General features: G+C 66.3%; 10 protein-coding genes. 2 read left to right on the plus strand and 8 right to left on the minus strand.

The window, feature by feature from the left end; genetic code table 11:
- The first annotated feature begins 85 nt into the window (after positions 1–85).
- On the plus strand, positions 86–1,030 hold the full coding sequence (pip, locus tag AC1DWU_RS10980; RefSeq protein ID WP_477150011.1) for a prolyl aminopeptidase: 945 nt from the start codon (positions 86–88) through the stop codon (positions 1,028–1,030).
- Here the strand turns inward: pip and AC1DWU_RS10985 are convergent.
- The 8 genes from AC1DWU_RS10985 to AC1DWU_RS11020 all read right to left on the minus strand — a co-directional run bounded on the left by AC1DWU_RS10985 (position 1,027) and on the right by AC1DWU_RS11020 (position 13,872).
- Positions 1,027–1,914, minus strand: a complete 888-nt coding sequence (locus AC1DWU_RS10985; protein WP_477150012.1) for a siderophore-interacting protein — start codon at positions 1,912–1,914, stop codon at positions 1,027–1,029. The genes pip and AC1DWU_RS10985 overlap by 4 nt on opposite strands.
- Positions 1,915–1,991: 77 nt before the next feature.
- A complete protein-coding gene (locus AC1DWU_RS10990; protein ID WP_477150013.1) occupies positions 1,992–2,765 on the minus strand; it encodes an exodeoxyribonuclease III in 774 nt (257 codons plus the stop codon).
- 10 nt (positions 2,766–2,775) lie between these two features.
- The gene (locus AC1DWU_RS10995; protein WP_477150014.1) at positions 2,776–3,420 is read right to left on the minus strand and encodes an alpha/beta hydrolase family protein; all 645 of its coding nucleotides are present in this window, start codon (positions 3,418–3,420) and stop codon (positions 2,776–2,778) included.
- Positions 3,420–4,499, minus strand: a complete 1,080-nt coding sequence (locus AC1DWU_RS11000; RefSeq protein ID WP_477150015.1) for a tetratricopeptide repeat protein — start codon at positions 4,497–4,499, stop codon at positions 3,420–3,422. The genes AC1DWU_RS10995 and AC1DWU_RS11000 overlap by 1 nt, the downstream gene beginning before the upstream one ends.
- Before the next feature lie 106 nt (positions 4,500–4,605).
- Positions 4,606–5,511 (minus strand): non-homologous end joining protein Ku, encoded by a 906-nt coding sequence (gene ku / locus AC1DWU_RS11005; RefSeq protein ID WP_477150016.1) that lies wholly within the window; start codon positions 5,509–5,511, stop codon positions 4,606–4,608.
- A 9-nt stretch (positions 5,512–5,520) separates the two neighbouring features.
- The gene (ligD, locus tag AC1DWU_RS11010; protein ID WP_477150017.1) at positions 5,521–7,986 is read right to left on the minus strand and encodes a DNA ligase D; all 2,466 of its coding nucleotides are present in this window, start codon (positions 7,984–7,986) and stop codon (positions 5,521–5,523) included.
- Positions 7,987–8,074: 88 nt separating this feature from the next.
- Complete coding sequence (locus tag AC1DWU_RS11015) at positions 8,075–12,004, minus strand: translocation/assembly module TamB domain-containing protein (protein ID WP_477150018.1); 3,930 nt, start codon at positions 12,002–12,004, stop codon at positions 8,075–8,077.
- Entirely contained in the window at positions 12,001–13,872 is a 1,872-nt protein-coding gene (locus tag AC1DWU_RS11020; protein WP_477150019.1) for an autotransporter assembly complex protein TamA, read from the minus strand. Before AC1DWU_RS11020 ends, AC1DWU_RS11015 begins: the two co-directional genes overlap by 4 nt.
- Before the next feature lie 327 nt (positions 13,873–14,199).
- Between AC1DWU_RS11020 and AC1DWU_RS11025 the strand changes: the two genes are divergently transcribed.
- A complete protein-coding gene (locus AC1DWU_RS11025; protein ID WP_477150020.1) occupies positions 14,200–15,024 on the plus strand; it encodes an amidohydrolase family protein in 825 nt (274 codons plus the stop codon).
- Positions 15,025–15,048 lie beyond the last annotated feature (24 nt).

A 15,048-nucleotide genomic window follows, 5' to 3' on the forward strand; every position in this document is an offset into this window, starting at 1 on the left:
GGGCCGTTCCTGAAATCAGCAATGGCAACATGGAGCGGGAGTCTGCTACCGGAACGAACCGCCACATGCTCGAACCGGATCAACGATGGCGCCTGACGGCGGAACTGCCCCTTACGCACCGATCTCGACCCTGAGACTGCCCGTCGGCGACGGCCACGAACTCTATGTCGAGACCGTTGGCGCGGCCGATGGCATCCCCGCGGTCTACCTCCATGGCGGCCCCGGCAGCGGCTGCCAGCCGGCCCATCGCCAGCTGTTCGACCCCACCCGCTTCCGCGCCATACTGTTCGATCAGCGCGGCGCCGGCCGTTCCACCCCGACCCGCTCGCGCGACGCCAACACCACCGCCCATCTCGTCGCCGACATGGAACGCATCCGCGCGCATCTCGGCATCGAGCGCTGGCTGGTCGTCGGCGGCTCCTGGGGCGCCACCCCCGCCCTCGCCTACGCCGAAACCCACCCCGAGCGCGTCCTCGGTATCGTGCTGCGCGCCACCTTCCTCGGCACCCGCGCCGAGCTCGAATGGGCCTTCGGCACCGGCCTCTCGACCTTCTATCCGGCGCTTCACGAGGACTTCCTCAGCCTGCTCACGCCCATGGAGCGCCTGTCCCCTGTCGACAGCTACTTCAAGCGCATCCTCGATCCCGATCCGGCGATCCACGCCCCGGCCGCCCGCGCCTATGGCGATACCGAGCGCGTCCTCTCCGAGGTCCGCCCCGTCACCACCCGGCTGGACTTCTCCCCGTCAAACCGCATCCCGGCGACCGCCCTGATGGAAGCGCACTACTTCAGCAACAACAGCTTCATGGCGCCCGACCAGCTGATGGCCAACGCCCACCATCTTGCGGGCATCCGCGGCGTCATCGTGCAGGGCCGCTACGACCTGCTCTGCCCGCCCCGCACCGCACACGCGCTCGCCGCAATCTGGACCGATGCCGAGGTGCAGGTCGTCGACAACGCCGGCCATTCCCTCAGCGACCCCGGCATCACCGAAGCCGTTACCGCCGCCATCCGCAGCTTCGCGGGCTAAAGGCCGAACTTCTCCATCACAGCCTCGACGTCATCGCGCACGTCCTGCGCATCGCGCCCCGACCGCCACAGGTCGTCGATCTGCTTCTTCACCGTGCCGTCGAGCGCCGCCCAGTTGCGTTCCCACTCCGCCAACTTGTCGGTCCAGTAGCCGGTAATCGAGTACCTGGTCGCGGGCCACTTCAGCTCATGGCGCAGATACCTGCGGATCGGCCGCACTGCCCTGGCCTCGGACGCCACCCACACATAGACCTCGCGATCCGTCGGCAGGTTCATCGACCGCACCGCGTCCTCGAGCTTGCTCGGCGCCACGCCGTTGCCCGAACCATGCAGCCACACCAGCTTCAGCCTCGCCCTCGTCTCGAACACCTGCTCATGGCTGGCGTCCGGCACCTCGACGATGACCCGTGCCTCGACATCCGCATCGAGCCCCTCGAGCAACCGCCCCAGCGCCGGCAACCCGGTCGCATCGCAGACGAACAGCTGCCACTTGGCATCCGCTGGCGCTTCGTAAATTCCGCAGGGTTCGCGCATGGCGATGGTGTCGCCCGGCGCGCAGGCCTGTGCCCACTCGCTGGCCCGGCCGTGCTCATGCACCACGAAATCGAGGTCCACCTCATCCGGCCGCGCATGGCGGATGGTGTAGCATTCGCAATGCGCCGGCTTCTTGCCCTCGGGGTATTTCCAGAACCCCTGCCCGTCCTCTTGCGGCAGCACCAGCTCGCCGGTTTCGGGATCAGGAAAGAACAGCCGCACATACTCGTCGCCGACGCCGGTGGTCCTGAGGTCCTTGAGTCCCTCGCCGCCCAGCGTCACCCGCACCATACCCGGAGTGACCATGCGGCGGCCCAGCACCGTGCCCGTCAGCAGCTTCAGCGGCTTCATATGCTCAACCCATCACGCTCTAATCAATGGGCTACTAATTTTGATAATGCCAGTCAACTTTGATTCGACCGTAGCCGTTAGAGCTTCAGCTCGATCCAGACGGGCGCATGGTCGCTCGCCCCATCCTGACCGCGCACCTCGCGATCGATCCCGGCGGCCCCAAGCTTCCGTACCAGCTGCTTGCTCAGCAGCATGTGGTCGAGCCGCAATCCGGCATCGCGCGGCCAGCGGTTCCGCATGTAGTCCCAGAAGGTGTAGAGCGTCTCGTTCGGAAATTTCTTCCGCAACGCATCGGTCCAGCCCTGCTCCAGTAGCCGCCGGAACTGCTCGCGCGGCTCCGCCTGCACCAGCGCATTGTCCCGATACGACGTCGTGACATAGATGTCGCGCGGCTCCGGCACGATGTTGTAGTCACCCGCCAGCACCACTGGCACGCCACTCTCGAACAACTCTGCCGCGTGCGCGATCAGCCGCTCGCCCCACGCCAGCTTGTAGTCGAATTTCGGTCCCGGCTGCGGGTTGCCGTTCGGCGCGTAGAGCGAGGCGATCACCACCCCGTTCACCGCTGCCTCGATATAGCGCGCCTGCTCATCGTCCGGATCACCCGGCAGCGACTCCTGCGTCAGCACCGGCTCGACCCCCTTGGCGAGGATGGCAACGCCGTTCCAACTCGCCTCGCCGCGCCACACCGCCCCGTAGCCGGCATTGGCCAGCGCCGTCGCGGGGAACTGGATATCGCGCGCCTTCAGCTCCTGCAGGCAGACGACATCCGGTTCGGCCTCATCCAGCCAGGCCAGCAGGTTGTCCAGCCGCCGGTTGACGTTGTTGATGTTGAACGTCGCGATCTTCAAAGCTGGTGCTCTACGGCGCGATGCGCCCGACCCAGGCCGTGAAGCTGTCTGCCACCGTCTTCAGGTGATCGGCCGTCGAAAACCCCGAAATCGCCTTCCGCGGCTTCAGGTCATGGTCGCCGTCCTCGAGCCACTTCACCTCGATCTGCGGCGACAGCCCATAGGTCGAGACTTCGTCCGGCACGCCGAACTCGTCGCGCGTACCCTGGCAGATCAGAGCGGGCGTCTTGAGCCCAATCAGGTGCTTGGTCCTCAGTTGCGCCGGCCGCCCAGGCGGATGGAACGGATAGCCGATACACAGCAACCCCGCGATCCGCCCTGCCTCGAACTCGGCATCCGCAATCATGCTCGCGACCCGCCCGCCCATCGATTTGCCGCCGATGATCAGTGGTCCGTTAGTCGGACCCAGGTCGTCGACCGCCGCCACATACTCCGGCATCACCGTCTCGGCCTTCGGTGGCGGCTTCTTGCCCGCTTCCGTCCGACGGCCCGCCATGTAGCCGAACTCGAACCGCGCCACGCGGAACCCGACCGCCGCCAGCGCCTTGGTCGTGGCGTTCATCGACGCCGAGTCCATCGGCGCGCCAGCGCCGTGCGCCAGCATGATCGTGACCCGCGCGTCTTCGGGCCCATCGAAGAGGAAGTCGGTCGCCATCAGCCCGCTGATTTCCGTGTGTGGAGGTCCGCATAAGCGATGCCGCGCGAGGCGGTCCTCGCCCATTCCGAGTCCTGGTCGAGTTCGAGGTACCGCGCCCACCAGCGCCGCGCTTCGCTCAGATTCCCGGCGTCATACTCAAGCGTCGCAAGGTTGTAGATCGCGTCGGCATAGTCGGGGTCGATCTCGATCGCCGTCACGAGATGCTGGCGCGCGATAGCGATCTTGCCCTCCTCGCGCAGCAACCCGGCATAGTTGAACCACGCCTCGACGAAATCCGGATCGCGCTTGATCGCCTGCATATAGGCATTCGCCGCCTCGGAGTTGTCGTTCGCCGCCTTGAGGCAATTGGCCCGGTTATAGGCCGCCACCGAGTCATTGGGATCGATCGACAGGCAGTGCCCGTAAAGCACCGCGGCCTCGGCAAACAGCCCAGCCGCCTCGGCCGCTTCGGCCAGCGAGAAATACTCCTCGGACTCGTCCTCGATCGGCGCCAGCGGCAGCAGCCGCTGCCCATCGAGTTCCGCCCGATCATCGCCAAACAGCGCATGGATCCGCTTCGGCCCGCCCGGATGTAGCGACATCGCCGTCAGCGACGCCACCGGCCCCGACCGATGCACCGAGCGCGCAATCGCCCCCCAGGTGGCTCCGCCAGCCAGGAGTCCCGCATACTTGCGCGACAGGATCAGGTCGCGGAACGAGAACGGCTCGGCGTCATGCTCGAATGCGTCGAACAGCGCCAGCAGGTCGAACATCCGCCCGTCGAGCTTCGATTGCTCGAGCAGCGATTGCCGCGTGAGGTTGGATTGGTCCGGCGCGCTCATCAGCCCGAGCCAGCGCAAGAACCCGTTCTCGCTGATCAGTGTCGCGCCGCTCTCGCGCAGCGCCGCGACACGCTGCTCGATCTCGGCGTCGGTGAACTTGTCGAGCAGCGTGCGGCCCAGCACCATGCGCGATGTGTGGCGCGTGACGCCGCGGCGCAGTCGTCCGCCCTTGCCGGAGACCGCCTTGGCCGCCAGCCTGCGCGGGAAGGCGCTGAGCCCGCCCACGATGCCGATGGTGCTGTCAGGTTTCCGCATTGGCCGATTCTACAGGCTTCCAGGGCTGATCCGCCAGCCCTGCCCTAAGCGTCCCCTCGCCCCTTTGGGGAGAGGGTCAGGGTGAGGGGCAGCCAAGGGCACCGGATCAGGCCTTCTTCTTTGTCGCCGCAGGTTTTGCTGCCGCCGCCTTCGATGCCGCCACCGCTTCCTTCAGCGTCGGCTTCTTCGCCGCGGGCTTCTCGGCCGGTTCGGCCTTCGCCTTGCTCGGGGCCGCCGGCTTTGCCTGTCCCAGGCTCGCCTTCAGCGCATCCATCAGGTTGATGACATTGCCGCGTTCCGGCGCCGCCGCGATGATCGGCTTGTGACCCTTGAGCTTCTCGCGGATCATCGCCATCAGCGCAACCTCGTAGCGATCCTCATAATCCTTGGGGTCGAACTTCTTGACCTTCTGCTCGATCAGCTTTTCAGCCAGTTCCAGCATCTCGGCCTCGGGCTTCACCGCCGGGATGTTGCCGAAATACTCGGCCGTGCCGCGCACCTCGTTGGGGTTGCGCAGCACCGTGACGAACATGCCGTTCTCGCGCGCCCCGATCGTCACCACCCGCTCGCGATTGGTCAGCACCAGCCGCGCGATGGCGAGCTTGCCTGATTGCCGCATCGCCTCGCGGAGCACCGCGAACGTCTCCTCCGCCATCGCTCCGTCCGGCGCCAGGTAATACGGCGCATCCTGGTAGATGACGTCAACCTCGTCCTCGTCGACGAAGGCCTCGATGTTCAGGGTGTGGTTGGATTCGATCCGCACCGCGTCGAGATCGCTCTCGTCGATGATGATGTACTGCTTGTCCTCGTACTCGTAGCCTTTGACGAGGTCCGAACGCTCCACCAGACCCAGTTCAGGGTCCACCGGCTTCATGTTGATCCGGTTGTGGGTGTCCTTGTGCAATTGGTTGAAGGTGATCCGCTCCGACGCGCTCGTCGCCGGAAACATCTTCACCGGACAGCTGACCAAACTCAGCTTGATATAGCCCTTCCAGCTTGCCCTGGGTGCCACCTTCGCCTCCTAAACGCGCGTACTACGTCCAGCCTTTGATAATGCAGGTAAATCCCGGGCGAACTCGTTAATCTCCGCCCACGGATCACCGGACGTGGTTAATAATCCCGGAAGCGTAGAGTAGTTCAAATCGACCGGAGCGTCGATGGATTCGAGGTCTCGCCAGTCGAGCGGAGTAGAGGCCGGCATATTGGTTCGAGCCCGCAGCGAATAAGCGGATACTGCCGTCGCACTGCGCGCATTTCGATGGATGTCGATAAGGATCCGCCGCTTGCGGTTCTTCTCGCCGATCACCGTGACGAAGGTGTCCGGCGCCGTCTTCGCGAGCGCAGCCGCCATCTCGCCGGTCACTGCATGCACCTGCTTCCAGGTCTGCTTGGGGTTGATCGGTAGCACCACGTGCAGCCCCTTGCCGCCCGAGGTCTTGACGAACGGCACGAGCCCCAGTGCCTCCAGTTCGCCCCGGATATGCACCGCCGCCTCCACCACCTCGCGGAACTCGATCCCCTCGCCGGGGTCGAGGTCGAAAGTCACCCGGTCCGGCTTGTCGAGATGCGTCAGGTGGCTGCCCCAGGCATGGAACTCGACCACCCCGAACTGCGCCAGCGCCAGATACCCCTTGGCGTCCTCGATGGTGAGGTACGTCCGGTCCTCCTCGTCCGAGTTCTGCGTCTCGAACACTTTGATGCTCGGAGGCATCCCCTTGAAGGCATGGCGCTGGAAGAAGCAGTCCTTCGGCAGCCCGGTCGGGCAGCGGAACAGCGACACCGGCCGGTTGAACAGGTGCGGCAGCATGAAGTCGCCCACCGCCGCATAGTAGACCGCGATATCCAGCTTGGTCGGCCCGCTCTTGCCGAACAGCCGCCGCGTCGGGTTGGTGATCGAGATCGAGGCGAGATCTGCATCGGTGATCAGCCGCTGTCGCGGCGCCTCGGATGCCGTCAGCTCGGCCTCGATCAGGCCCTTGAACACCGAGTGCCGCAGCAGGTTTTCGGTAGTGCGGTTGGCATAGTGCACCCGGCACCGGAAAACCGGCTGCACCCAGATGATGTCCTTGGGTGCGCCCTCCAGCTTCAGCGCCGGATCCTGCAGCGGCTCCAACCGGCGCAACAGCTGCGCCAGCATCGGCGCATCGAATCCGGTACCGCATTTGCCGCGATATTCGAGTTCCCCATCGACGAACTCGGCGAGCGCCAGCGAGGCCAGCCCGCCGGTCGCGGCCGACAAGGTATAACCTGCTATGACGAAATCGCCGATCGGCTTCGACTTCACCTTTACCCAGGTCGAGGTGCGACCCGACTGGTACTTCGCATCGGCCCGCTTCGACACGATCCCCTCAAGACCAAGCTCAGACGCCCGCTCGTACAGCGCATCGCCGTTGCTCTCGACATGGTCGCTGACCTGGATCGCGGAACGCCCACTGATGTGTCCGCCGAGCAGCTGGCCGAGCAGCTGTTTGCGATCGACCAGCGCCGCTCCGCGCAGGTCGTAGCCGTCTAGGTACAGCAGGTCGAACGCGTAGAAATGCAGCTTGCTGCCGGCACCTTCCGACAGCGCGTCCTGCAACGCCGAAAACCGCGAAATCCCCTTCTCGTCCAACACCACGATCTCGCCGTCGATGATCGCCTGCTTGACCGGGAGCTTGGCGAACTCCTTGGGCAGGTCACCGTAGCGCTTGGTCCAGTCGATGCCGCTACGGGTGATCAGTTGCACCTTGCCGTCGATGACATGCGCGATGGTTCGGTAGCCGTCGAACTTGATCTCGTGCACCCAGTGCGCGGCGTCTTCCTTGGGTGGATCGGTCGCAGCGGAGGCCAGCTGTGGCTCGACCTGCGAAGGGGGCGGAGCCTTCACCGCGCCCGCCACACCGGAGGGCTTAAGTACCTTTGCCGGCTTTGGTTTTACCGCTTCGAGCAGTTGCTCGGTGGTCATCCCCGACTTCACGCTCTCCGGCCGTTCTGCGAGGATATCGGTCTCGGTGTCGACCGCCGGATCGTGCTCCTTGAACAGCAGCCAGTTTTCCTTGTCGTTGTCGCCCGGCCGGCCCTTGAGCTTGGTCAGCATCCAGCCGCCCTTGAGTTTCTCACCCCATAGCCGGAACTTGAAGCCACCCTTCCTCAGCCCCGCGTCGACGTCCTCCATCGGCGCCCAGTCGCCGGTGTCCCAGACGATCATCGGCCCGCCGCCATACTCGCCCTCGGGGATCACACCCTCGAAGTCGATGTACTCGATCGGATGGTCCTCGGTGTGCACCGCCAGCCGCTTGTCGGCCGGATTGAGCGACGGCCCGCGCGGCACGGCCCAGCTCAGCAGCACGCCACCGTGCTCCAGCCGCAAGTCGTAGTGGTCGGCGGTGGCCGAGTGCTTGTGGACGACAAAGCGGGCGCTGCCGGACGCGGCGGCGCCACCGGCGGGCTCCGTGGTTTTGGAGAAGTCGCGTTTCCCGCGGTAGCTGCGTAATTTCTGGTCGGCCATGTCGAGACGCTAGGTCGGCTCGAATGCGGCGGCAACCCCGATTTGGCCGCCGGATTGCCACGCCGATGAACGCGTCCTGTCAGACCGTTCAGTAATCGCTCTCGTAGAACACGCCGAAGCTCGAATCCCCGTTTGTACCGGTCGAGACCTTGGCCTTGATGTCGTCCGTCACGTCGAGGTTGACGGTGACCCGTGAGTTGCCATCGGCGCCCGCCTGCACCCCGAGATAGATGTTGTCCTGCAGGTAAGCGCCCGCCTGCACCGCTAGGCTACCATCCTCGTTGGTGACCACGTCGAGATCGTCGAGCCCGGCCTTGCCGCGCAAAGAGTCGACCAGTGAGCCGCCACCGCCACCCGCGAGTTCCGCCGCTGCGCCGGCGAGCTTCGCCAGCTGGATCGGCGTCAGCTCGCCCATCGAGCGCTTGAACAGCAGCCGCGACAGCACCTCGTCCTCCGGCAGTACCGGGTTCGAGCTGAAGCCGATATCGAGGTCGGAAACGCGGCCGGTGACATTGACGAACACCGTGATGCCGTCGCCCTCGGTGCGCGCCGTGAAATCGAGGAACGGGTCGAGATCGCCGACCAGCGTCACCGAACCCTCCTCGAAGGTCACCCGCTGCCCGAGAATGGCGAGGCGCCCGCGATTGAGGTTGAAGCCACCCACCGGCCGGATGTCGTTGACTGAGCCGGTGAGCCGCACCGAACCGCCGACTTCCGCATCGAGCCCGCGCCCACGGATGAAGATCTGGTTGGGCGCGCGAACAGTGACATCGAGCTGCACTACCGAGGGCCGCCGCTGCGGCATCGGCGCGCCGGACGCAGTCACGGCAGCCCGCTTCAGCGTCACCAGCACCGGCTTCGGCGCGTTGATGTGCTTGGCGTCGATCAGCGTGCCCGCCGCGCCCAGCGAGTCGGGGATCGTGATATCGGCCTTCTCGATCATCACATTGCCCGACAGCATCGGGCTGGCATCGAGCCGCCCCTTCAGCGCCAGGTCGCCCGACACCGTCGCGACGAACATGTTGCCGTCTGCATAGCGCGCCGAGTTGAGCCGCACCACGATATCGGCCGGATTACCCGCCCCAAGCCCAACCGAACCGCCGACCGAAATCGAGCCGCCGGTCGCAAGCCCCGCGGTCAGGCTGTCGATATTGATGCGGTTGCCGGCGAGGCTGGCGCGTCCATTGATATCGACCAGCCGGACGTTGAGTACTGGGTCGATATAGCCCGAGCCGCTGGTCGACACGGTGCCCGCGAACTGCGGCGACGCGAGGCTGCCGGTGACCCGCGCATTGAGGTTGGCGGTGCCGCTGAGCTGCCCGCCGCGATCGGCGACAAAGCGGTTGGCCAGCGCCAAGGGCGCCGAGCCCTGAACATCCAGTGCTAGGCCGCCGCCGCTGAGTGGCACGCGGCCATCTGCGGCGAGCTTCAGGCCATTGGTGCCGGTGGCGGACAGGCTTTCGAGCGTCACGAGCTGGCCCGCAAGATTGCCACGCGCCTCGACCTGCATCGAGGACACCCCGAACCCGCTCGCCGCGGCGTTGAGCTGGAACACCGACCGGCCGCCCTGCTGTGTCGCCGTGCCGCTAAAGGTGGCGACAGTGATGTCACCCGCCGCGAGCGACCGCCCGTCGACGCTGCCGGTGATCGATGGGGCACCGAACACGTCGGCGGCCACCGCCCGGATATCGGCCGATCCGACCCTGACATCCGCCGCCGCGAGATTGCGAACGGACGCAGTGATCTCGGCATTCTGCTTCCCGGCAGCCGGCGTGAGCGTGATCGACGCATCGGCGCTACCGGTCGCATCGAGCAAGAACAGAGCCGCGGCAGTCGTCACATTCGGAGAGGCGAGCTTCAGTGCACCGGTCAGCAGCCCATCGGCATCCTGCACGACGTCGCCGGTGACCAGCGTCGGCCCCGCCTCGAGACGCAAGCCGCTGAGCCGCCTGGTCTTGGCGTCCACCGCAACACCGCCGCCGAGCGCCACGCGGAAGCGATCGAGGAACGCGTCGCCCTTGAGCTGCCCGGTCAGCGTGCCGTCCTCGGCCAGCGTCCCAGTGAACCCGAACGCGGCGTCTGACAGCGACTTGCCGGCCAGCACCCCGCTCGGCACTTTGGCCGCAACGTCGAGCGCAATCGCGCCCTTGCCCTTGGCCGTCCCGGTGAGCGTCAGCGCCCCCTTGGCCTGGTCCGAAACCAGCGCCAGGTCGGCAAGCGCCGCGCTGAAACTGAAATCCGCCGCACCCGTCGCGAAGGTACCGTGGGCATCGATCTGCACATTGTCGTTGGCGATGCGGAACGCCTCCGCCTCCAGGCCCTGCTCGGTGCGCGCCACACGGCCGCTGAGCTTCACCGTGCCTGCGAGCACTGCATCGAGCGCCGGCTCGGAGAGCGCCAGGTTCTCCGCCGTGCCATCGAGCCGCAGGTTGAAGCCGCCGATCAGCGGGCTCACCGTGCCGGTCGCCGTCAGCGCCATCGCGCCATCGAGATCGCGCCCGGCAACGCCCGAGAATGGCGAAATCGAACTGGTCTTGATCTCCATCGTGCCGTCAAACACGCTGTCGTCGATCTTGCCCGCAGCAGCCAGCGTCAGCGCCTTGCCGACCAGTTTGAACTGCGCCAGCTGCAGCGGCTCGCCGGCATTCCACAGCCCGGCAAGGCCGAGCCCGGCGCTATCGCCCAGCGCCGCCTGCACGTCGGCATCGCTTGAGACGATCCCCGACACCATGCCGTCGGCATTGAAGGTCAGCCGGCGGCCCGCCGGATCTTCGAGATTGCTGGCGACACCGTTGCCGCGCAGCGCCACCTCGCGCGCCTGCAATCCGCCATTGGCAAAGCCCTTGGCGACAAGGTCCGCCGACCAGTCGTCGCTCCCGGCCCCGCCGAAATCCACCTTCACCGTCGCGCTCTCGATCGTCGTCGCGGCTCCCGGCGCCGGCAGGATCACACGCGCACCGCCGGGATCGGCGATCACCGCCGACAGGTCCAGCCGGCTGAGAAAGCCATCCGCAGTCGTCGCCGCCGAGGCTTCAAGCCCCAGCTGCCCGCCGCTCAGCTTCAGCCCCGAAATCTCCACCCCACCCGCCGAGCGCACCAGCGCCGAGGCCTTTAGCGAGGTCTGCCCCCCGAAGAACGCCTGATAGGCCGGCGCCACCAGCACACCGATCGGCCCGCCTAGATCAGCTTCGACCGCAAAACCGTCGGGCTTCTGCACGATCGTCGCCAGCCCCTCGAGCGCGCGCTTGCCGCCGGCATCGAGGGTCATCGTCGTGCGCAGGTCTGCGACCGGACCGGAGCCGTTCACCGCCAGCGCCATCTCCGGCCTGCCCTCGATGTTGAGCAGGTTGGCGAGAATGCCGTTGGGCGGCTCGGTCAGCGTCACGCCGACATCGATGCTGTTCTCGGCCTTCTTGTAGGCCACGGCCACATCGAGTTTCCCACCCGGCCCATCGAGCCGGACGATGTTCAGCGCGGTATCGAGCGAGCCGCCTTCGAGCCGGAACCGGCCATCGACCGAAATCTCGGACCCAAGCCCGAACACGTTCTCGCCGAACGTCACCTTGGGCACGCTCAGCTTGTCGAGCTGGATGGCCACCGGGAATTCCGGAATCGCCAGCGGCGCGGCTTCCGGCGCCGGCAGGTTGGGATCGGCCGTTCCGCTCGGCACGGCGTTGCGCAGGTACTCGATGCTCTCGGCCGTCAGCGCGCGCACCAGCAGCCGGCCGGTGAACAGCGCGCCCTGGTCCCAGTCGATGGCCGCATTGTTGACCCGCAGCCACACCCCCTCCTTGTCGGAGATGGTGACTTCGCGGATCGAGGCGGTCGACGACAGCACTCCATCGATATTGGAGATGTGGATCTGCCGCTCGGGCGTCGAGAGTTGCCCCTCGACGAAGCCGACGAACCAGTCCTTCTGCTGCTCGGCCGTCATCTGCGCCTGGTCCTGCGCCACGAGCGGCATCGCGGCCAACACGCCGAACCCGAGCATCATGCCGATGGCGAGGACCCGTCTCAAAACGCCTGTCCTATGCCGACATAAAGCGCATAATCCGGATCGCCCGGGCGCTTGTTGAGGGGCACAGCCACATCGAGCCGCAGCGGCCCGAGCCCGGTGTAGTAACGAACGCCCGCACCGACACCGAGCCGCAGCTGATCCAGCCCCGGCAGACTGTCCGCTGCGACATAGCCGCCATCGACGAAGGCGACGACGCCGATATCGTTGGTGACCTTGTAGCGCGCCTCGAGCGAGCCCTCGACCAGGTACTTGCCGCCGGTGACCGTATCGCCCGGCCCATCGACGCCGATGCTCTTGAAGCCATAGCCGCGCACCGAGCCGCCACCGCCGGCGAAGAACAGCCGGTCCGGTGGGATCTCGTCGAGCGCCGGCCCGACCAGCGCGCCGACCTTGGCTCGCCCCGCCAGCACCAGTTGCCCGTCGCCCATCACATTGAGATAGCCGCGCACCTCGGCCGTCGTCCGGAACGCCGGGTTGCCGTAGTAGAATTCGTAGAACGGCTCGGCCGTCACGTTGACGTAAAAGCCCTCGGTCGCGTCAGACGAGTTGTCCCGCGCATCCCAGATCAGCCCGCCGGTCAGCCCCACGAGTGAGAAATTGCGCGTGCCGAAATCATCCTCGAACAGCGAGCGCTCGTAATAGGCCGCACCATCCAGCGTCAGCTGGTCGGTGAGATATTGCGTCATCCCCACCCGCGCCGACGCCGAGGTCTCGGTATAGGCCGGCAGCACGCTGCGCTCGGCCGAAATCGCCGCGACGAGGTCGTTGTCCGGGTTTAGGAAGCCGGGCCTGGTGAAGGTGCCGCCGAAAGCGTAATCGAACTCTTCGGTGGCGATCGGCCAGTTGATGCCTGCAACCTTCGCGTCGAGCCGCAGCCGCTCGGCCCGCCCGAACAGGTTGCGCCACAGGTGGAAGCCCTCGAGCCCGAGCCCGTCGATGGTCGAGTAGGTGGCGCCAACGCCAAACCGCCGCTCTGCCTGCTCCTCGACAATCACGTTGAACGGCAGCACGCCATCATTGCCGATGGCGCCCGCCGCCTCGATCCGCATGGCACGGAACACATCGAGCCGCGCCAGCCGCTTTTCGGCCCGGGCGATATCGTCGGGGTCGTAGTCGTCGCCCGGCTTGAGCCCCGTCTGCTGCGCCACGAACGCCGGGTCCATGCGGTTGGTACCGCTCACTCCGATGTCCCCGACCGTCGCCTGACGACCCGGCGCAACGGTGATCGTCACGTCCACCGTGTCGGTCGCGTGATCGGCCACGACCTTGCGGTCGACCACTTCAGCCTCCGCATAACCCTGCTGCCGCCATGCCTCCACGGCCAACTGCTCCGCCCGCGCCACGACAGTCGCCCTAGCCACCAGTCCAGCGCCAAAACCGGCGATCTCCGGCGCCTCGACCCTGTCGCCATCGTCGGAGGCGACTGGCGCGCGATGCACGATATTGACGTTGCCGAAGCGGAACAGCGGCCCGGCATCGACCTTCAGCACCACCGCCACCGGATCGGGCAGATCGGTGTCAGGTGGCAGTTTCGCCGCCTCCTCGCCGCCGACCAGGATGCTGATGGTGCCGCCGTAATAACCCTGATTGTAGAGCGCCGCGAGCATCCGCCGGTAGTCGCTGCGCGCCTTGGCCAAAAGCCCCGCCGCGCCCGAAGCCGGCGCTCCCTGGTCGGCGATCAGCGCCGACGCGTTGCGTATGGCGCTCGCCACATCGCCTGTCGCCGTCGTTTCCAGCGTCGCCGTAAAAGTCTGCGGATCGCCGATCACCGCGTCGGCGTCGATCTCGCTCTGGTCCTCGAACAGCTTGATGCCAAAGAACTCGAACGCCGAGGCTCCCGGCACCATGAGCGGCGCTAGGGCCAGCATGGCCAAACCGATTCTTACCCGCCGCTGTAACAGTCCCGACTACCCCTGCCCTCGGCGGACGCTGTGAGTGCACCTCCGCTCGTGGCCCCGAGCGGTTGCTGTGGTGAACTCCGGCCGATCCGCCGTGCCCGATGGGAGCCCTCCCACCACGGCGGGACACCTCCCGCCTAATTCGCAATGCCAAGCAACCGTCAAACGGCGGCTTCTATGAGGCGATTTTGCGGCATCCACGATCACGACATGGCCGTAACCGGCTGTCGACGAACGCGTAATAGCCGCTCCTGCGGCGCGCGACTATGGTCCGGAAAACGTAAATGGGAGGCAAACATGCGCATCGTCGATACCCACCTGCATCTGGTGCACATGGACCGCTTCACCTACCCGTGGCTCGCCGGAGCGGGCTCGCTCAACCGCGCCTGGCCGGCCGAAACCTACGCTGCCGAGGCGGAAAAGCTGGGCATTGAAGCCGCGCTGCACATGGAGGTGGACGTCGCCGAGGCCGATATGGAAGCCGAGACGCGCCACGCCCTCGACGTGCATCCGGTCGTCGTCGGCGCCATCGCCGCCTGCCGACCGGAGAGCCCCGATTTCCCTGCCTATCTCGATCGGCTGTCCGCACTGGGCGGCGTGAAAGGCTTCCGCCGCATCCTTCACACCTCCCCCAGTGAACTGAGTCAGGGCGAGCTGTTCCGCGCCAACCTCCGCCGCCTCGCCGACAAGCACCTGCCGTTCGATCTCTGCGTGCTGTCCAAGCAACTGCCAGTGGGTCGTGAACTTGTCGAGAGCTGCCCCGGCGTGCAATTCGTGCTCGATCATTGTGGCATGCCCGACGTCGCGGCCAGAGCGCTCGATCCGTGGCGGCGCGAGATCAAGGCGCTCGCCGCGCTCCCCAATGTCGCGGCCAAGATCTCGGGCATCGTCGCGTACGCTGCCCCAGACTGGACCACCGCCGATCTCCGTCCCTTCGCCGAACACATCATCGAGTGTTTCGGCTGGGACCGGGTGGTCTGGGGCTCCGACTATCCGGTGCTGACCCTCACCGCCGACCTCGGCCGCTGGGTCGCCGCGACCAAGGAGATCGTCGCCACCGCCAGCCCCGACGAACAATCAAAACTCTTCCACCGCAACGCCGAGCGCCTCTACCGGCTCTGATATATCAGCGTTGCCCCGCTGGCT

Source organism: Devosia sp. P2_G7, from assembly GCF_056403495.1.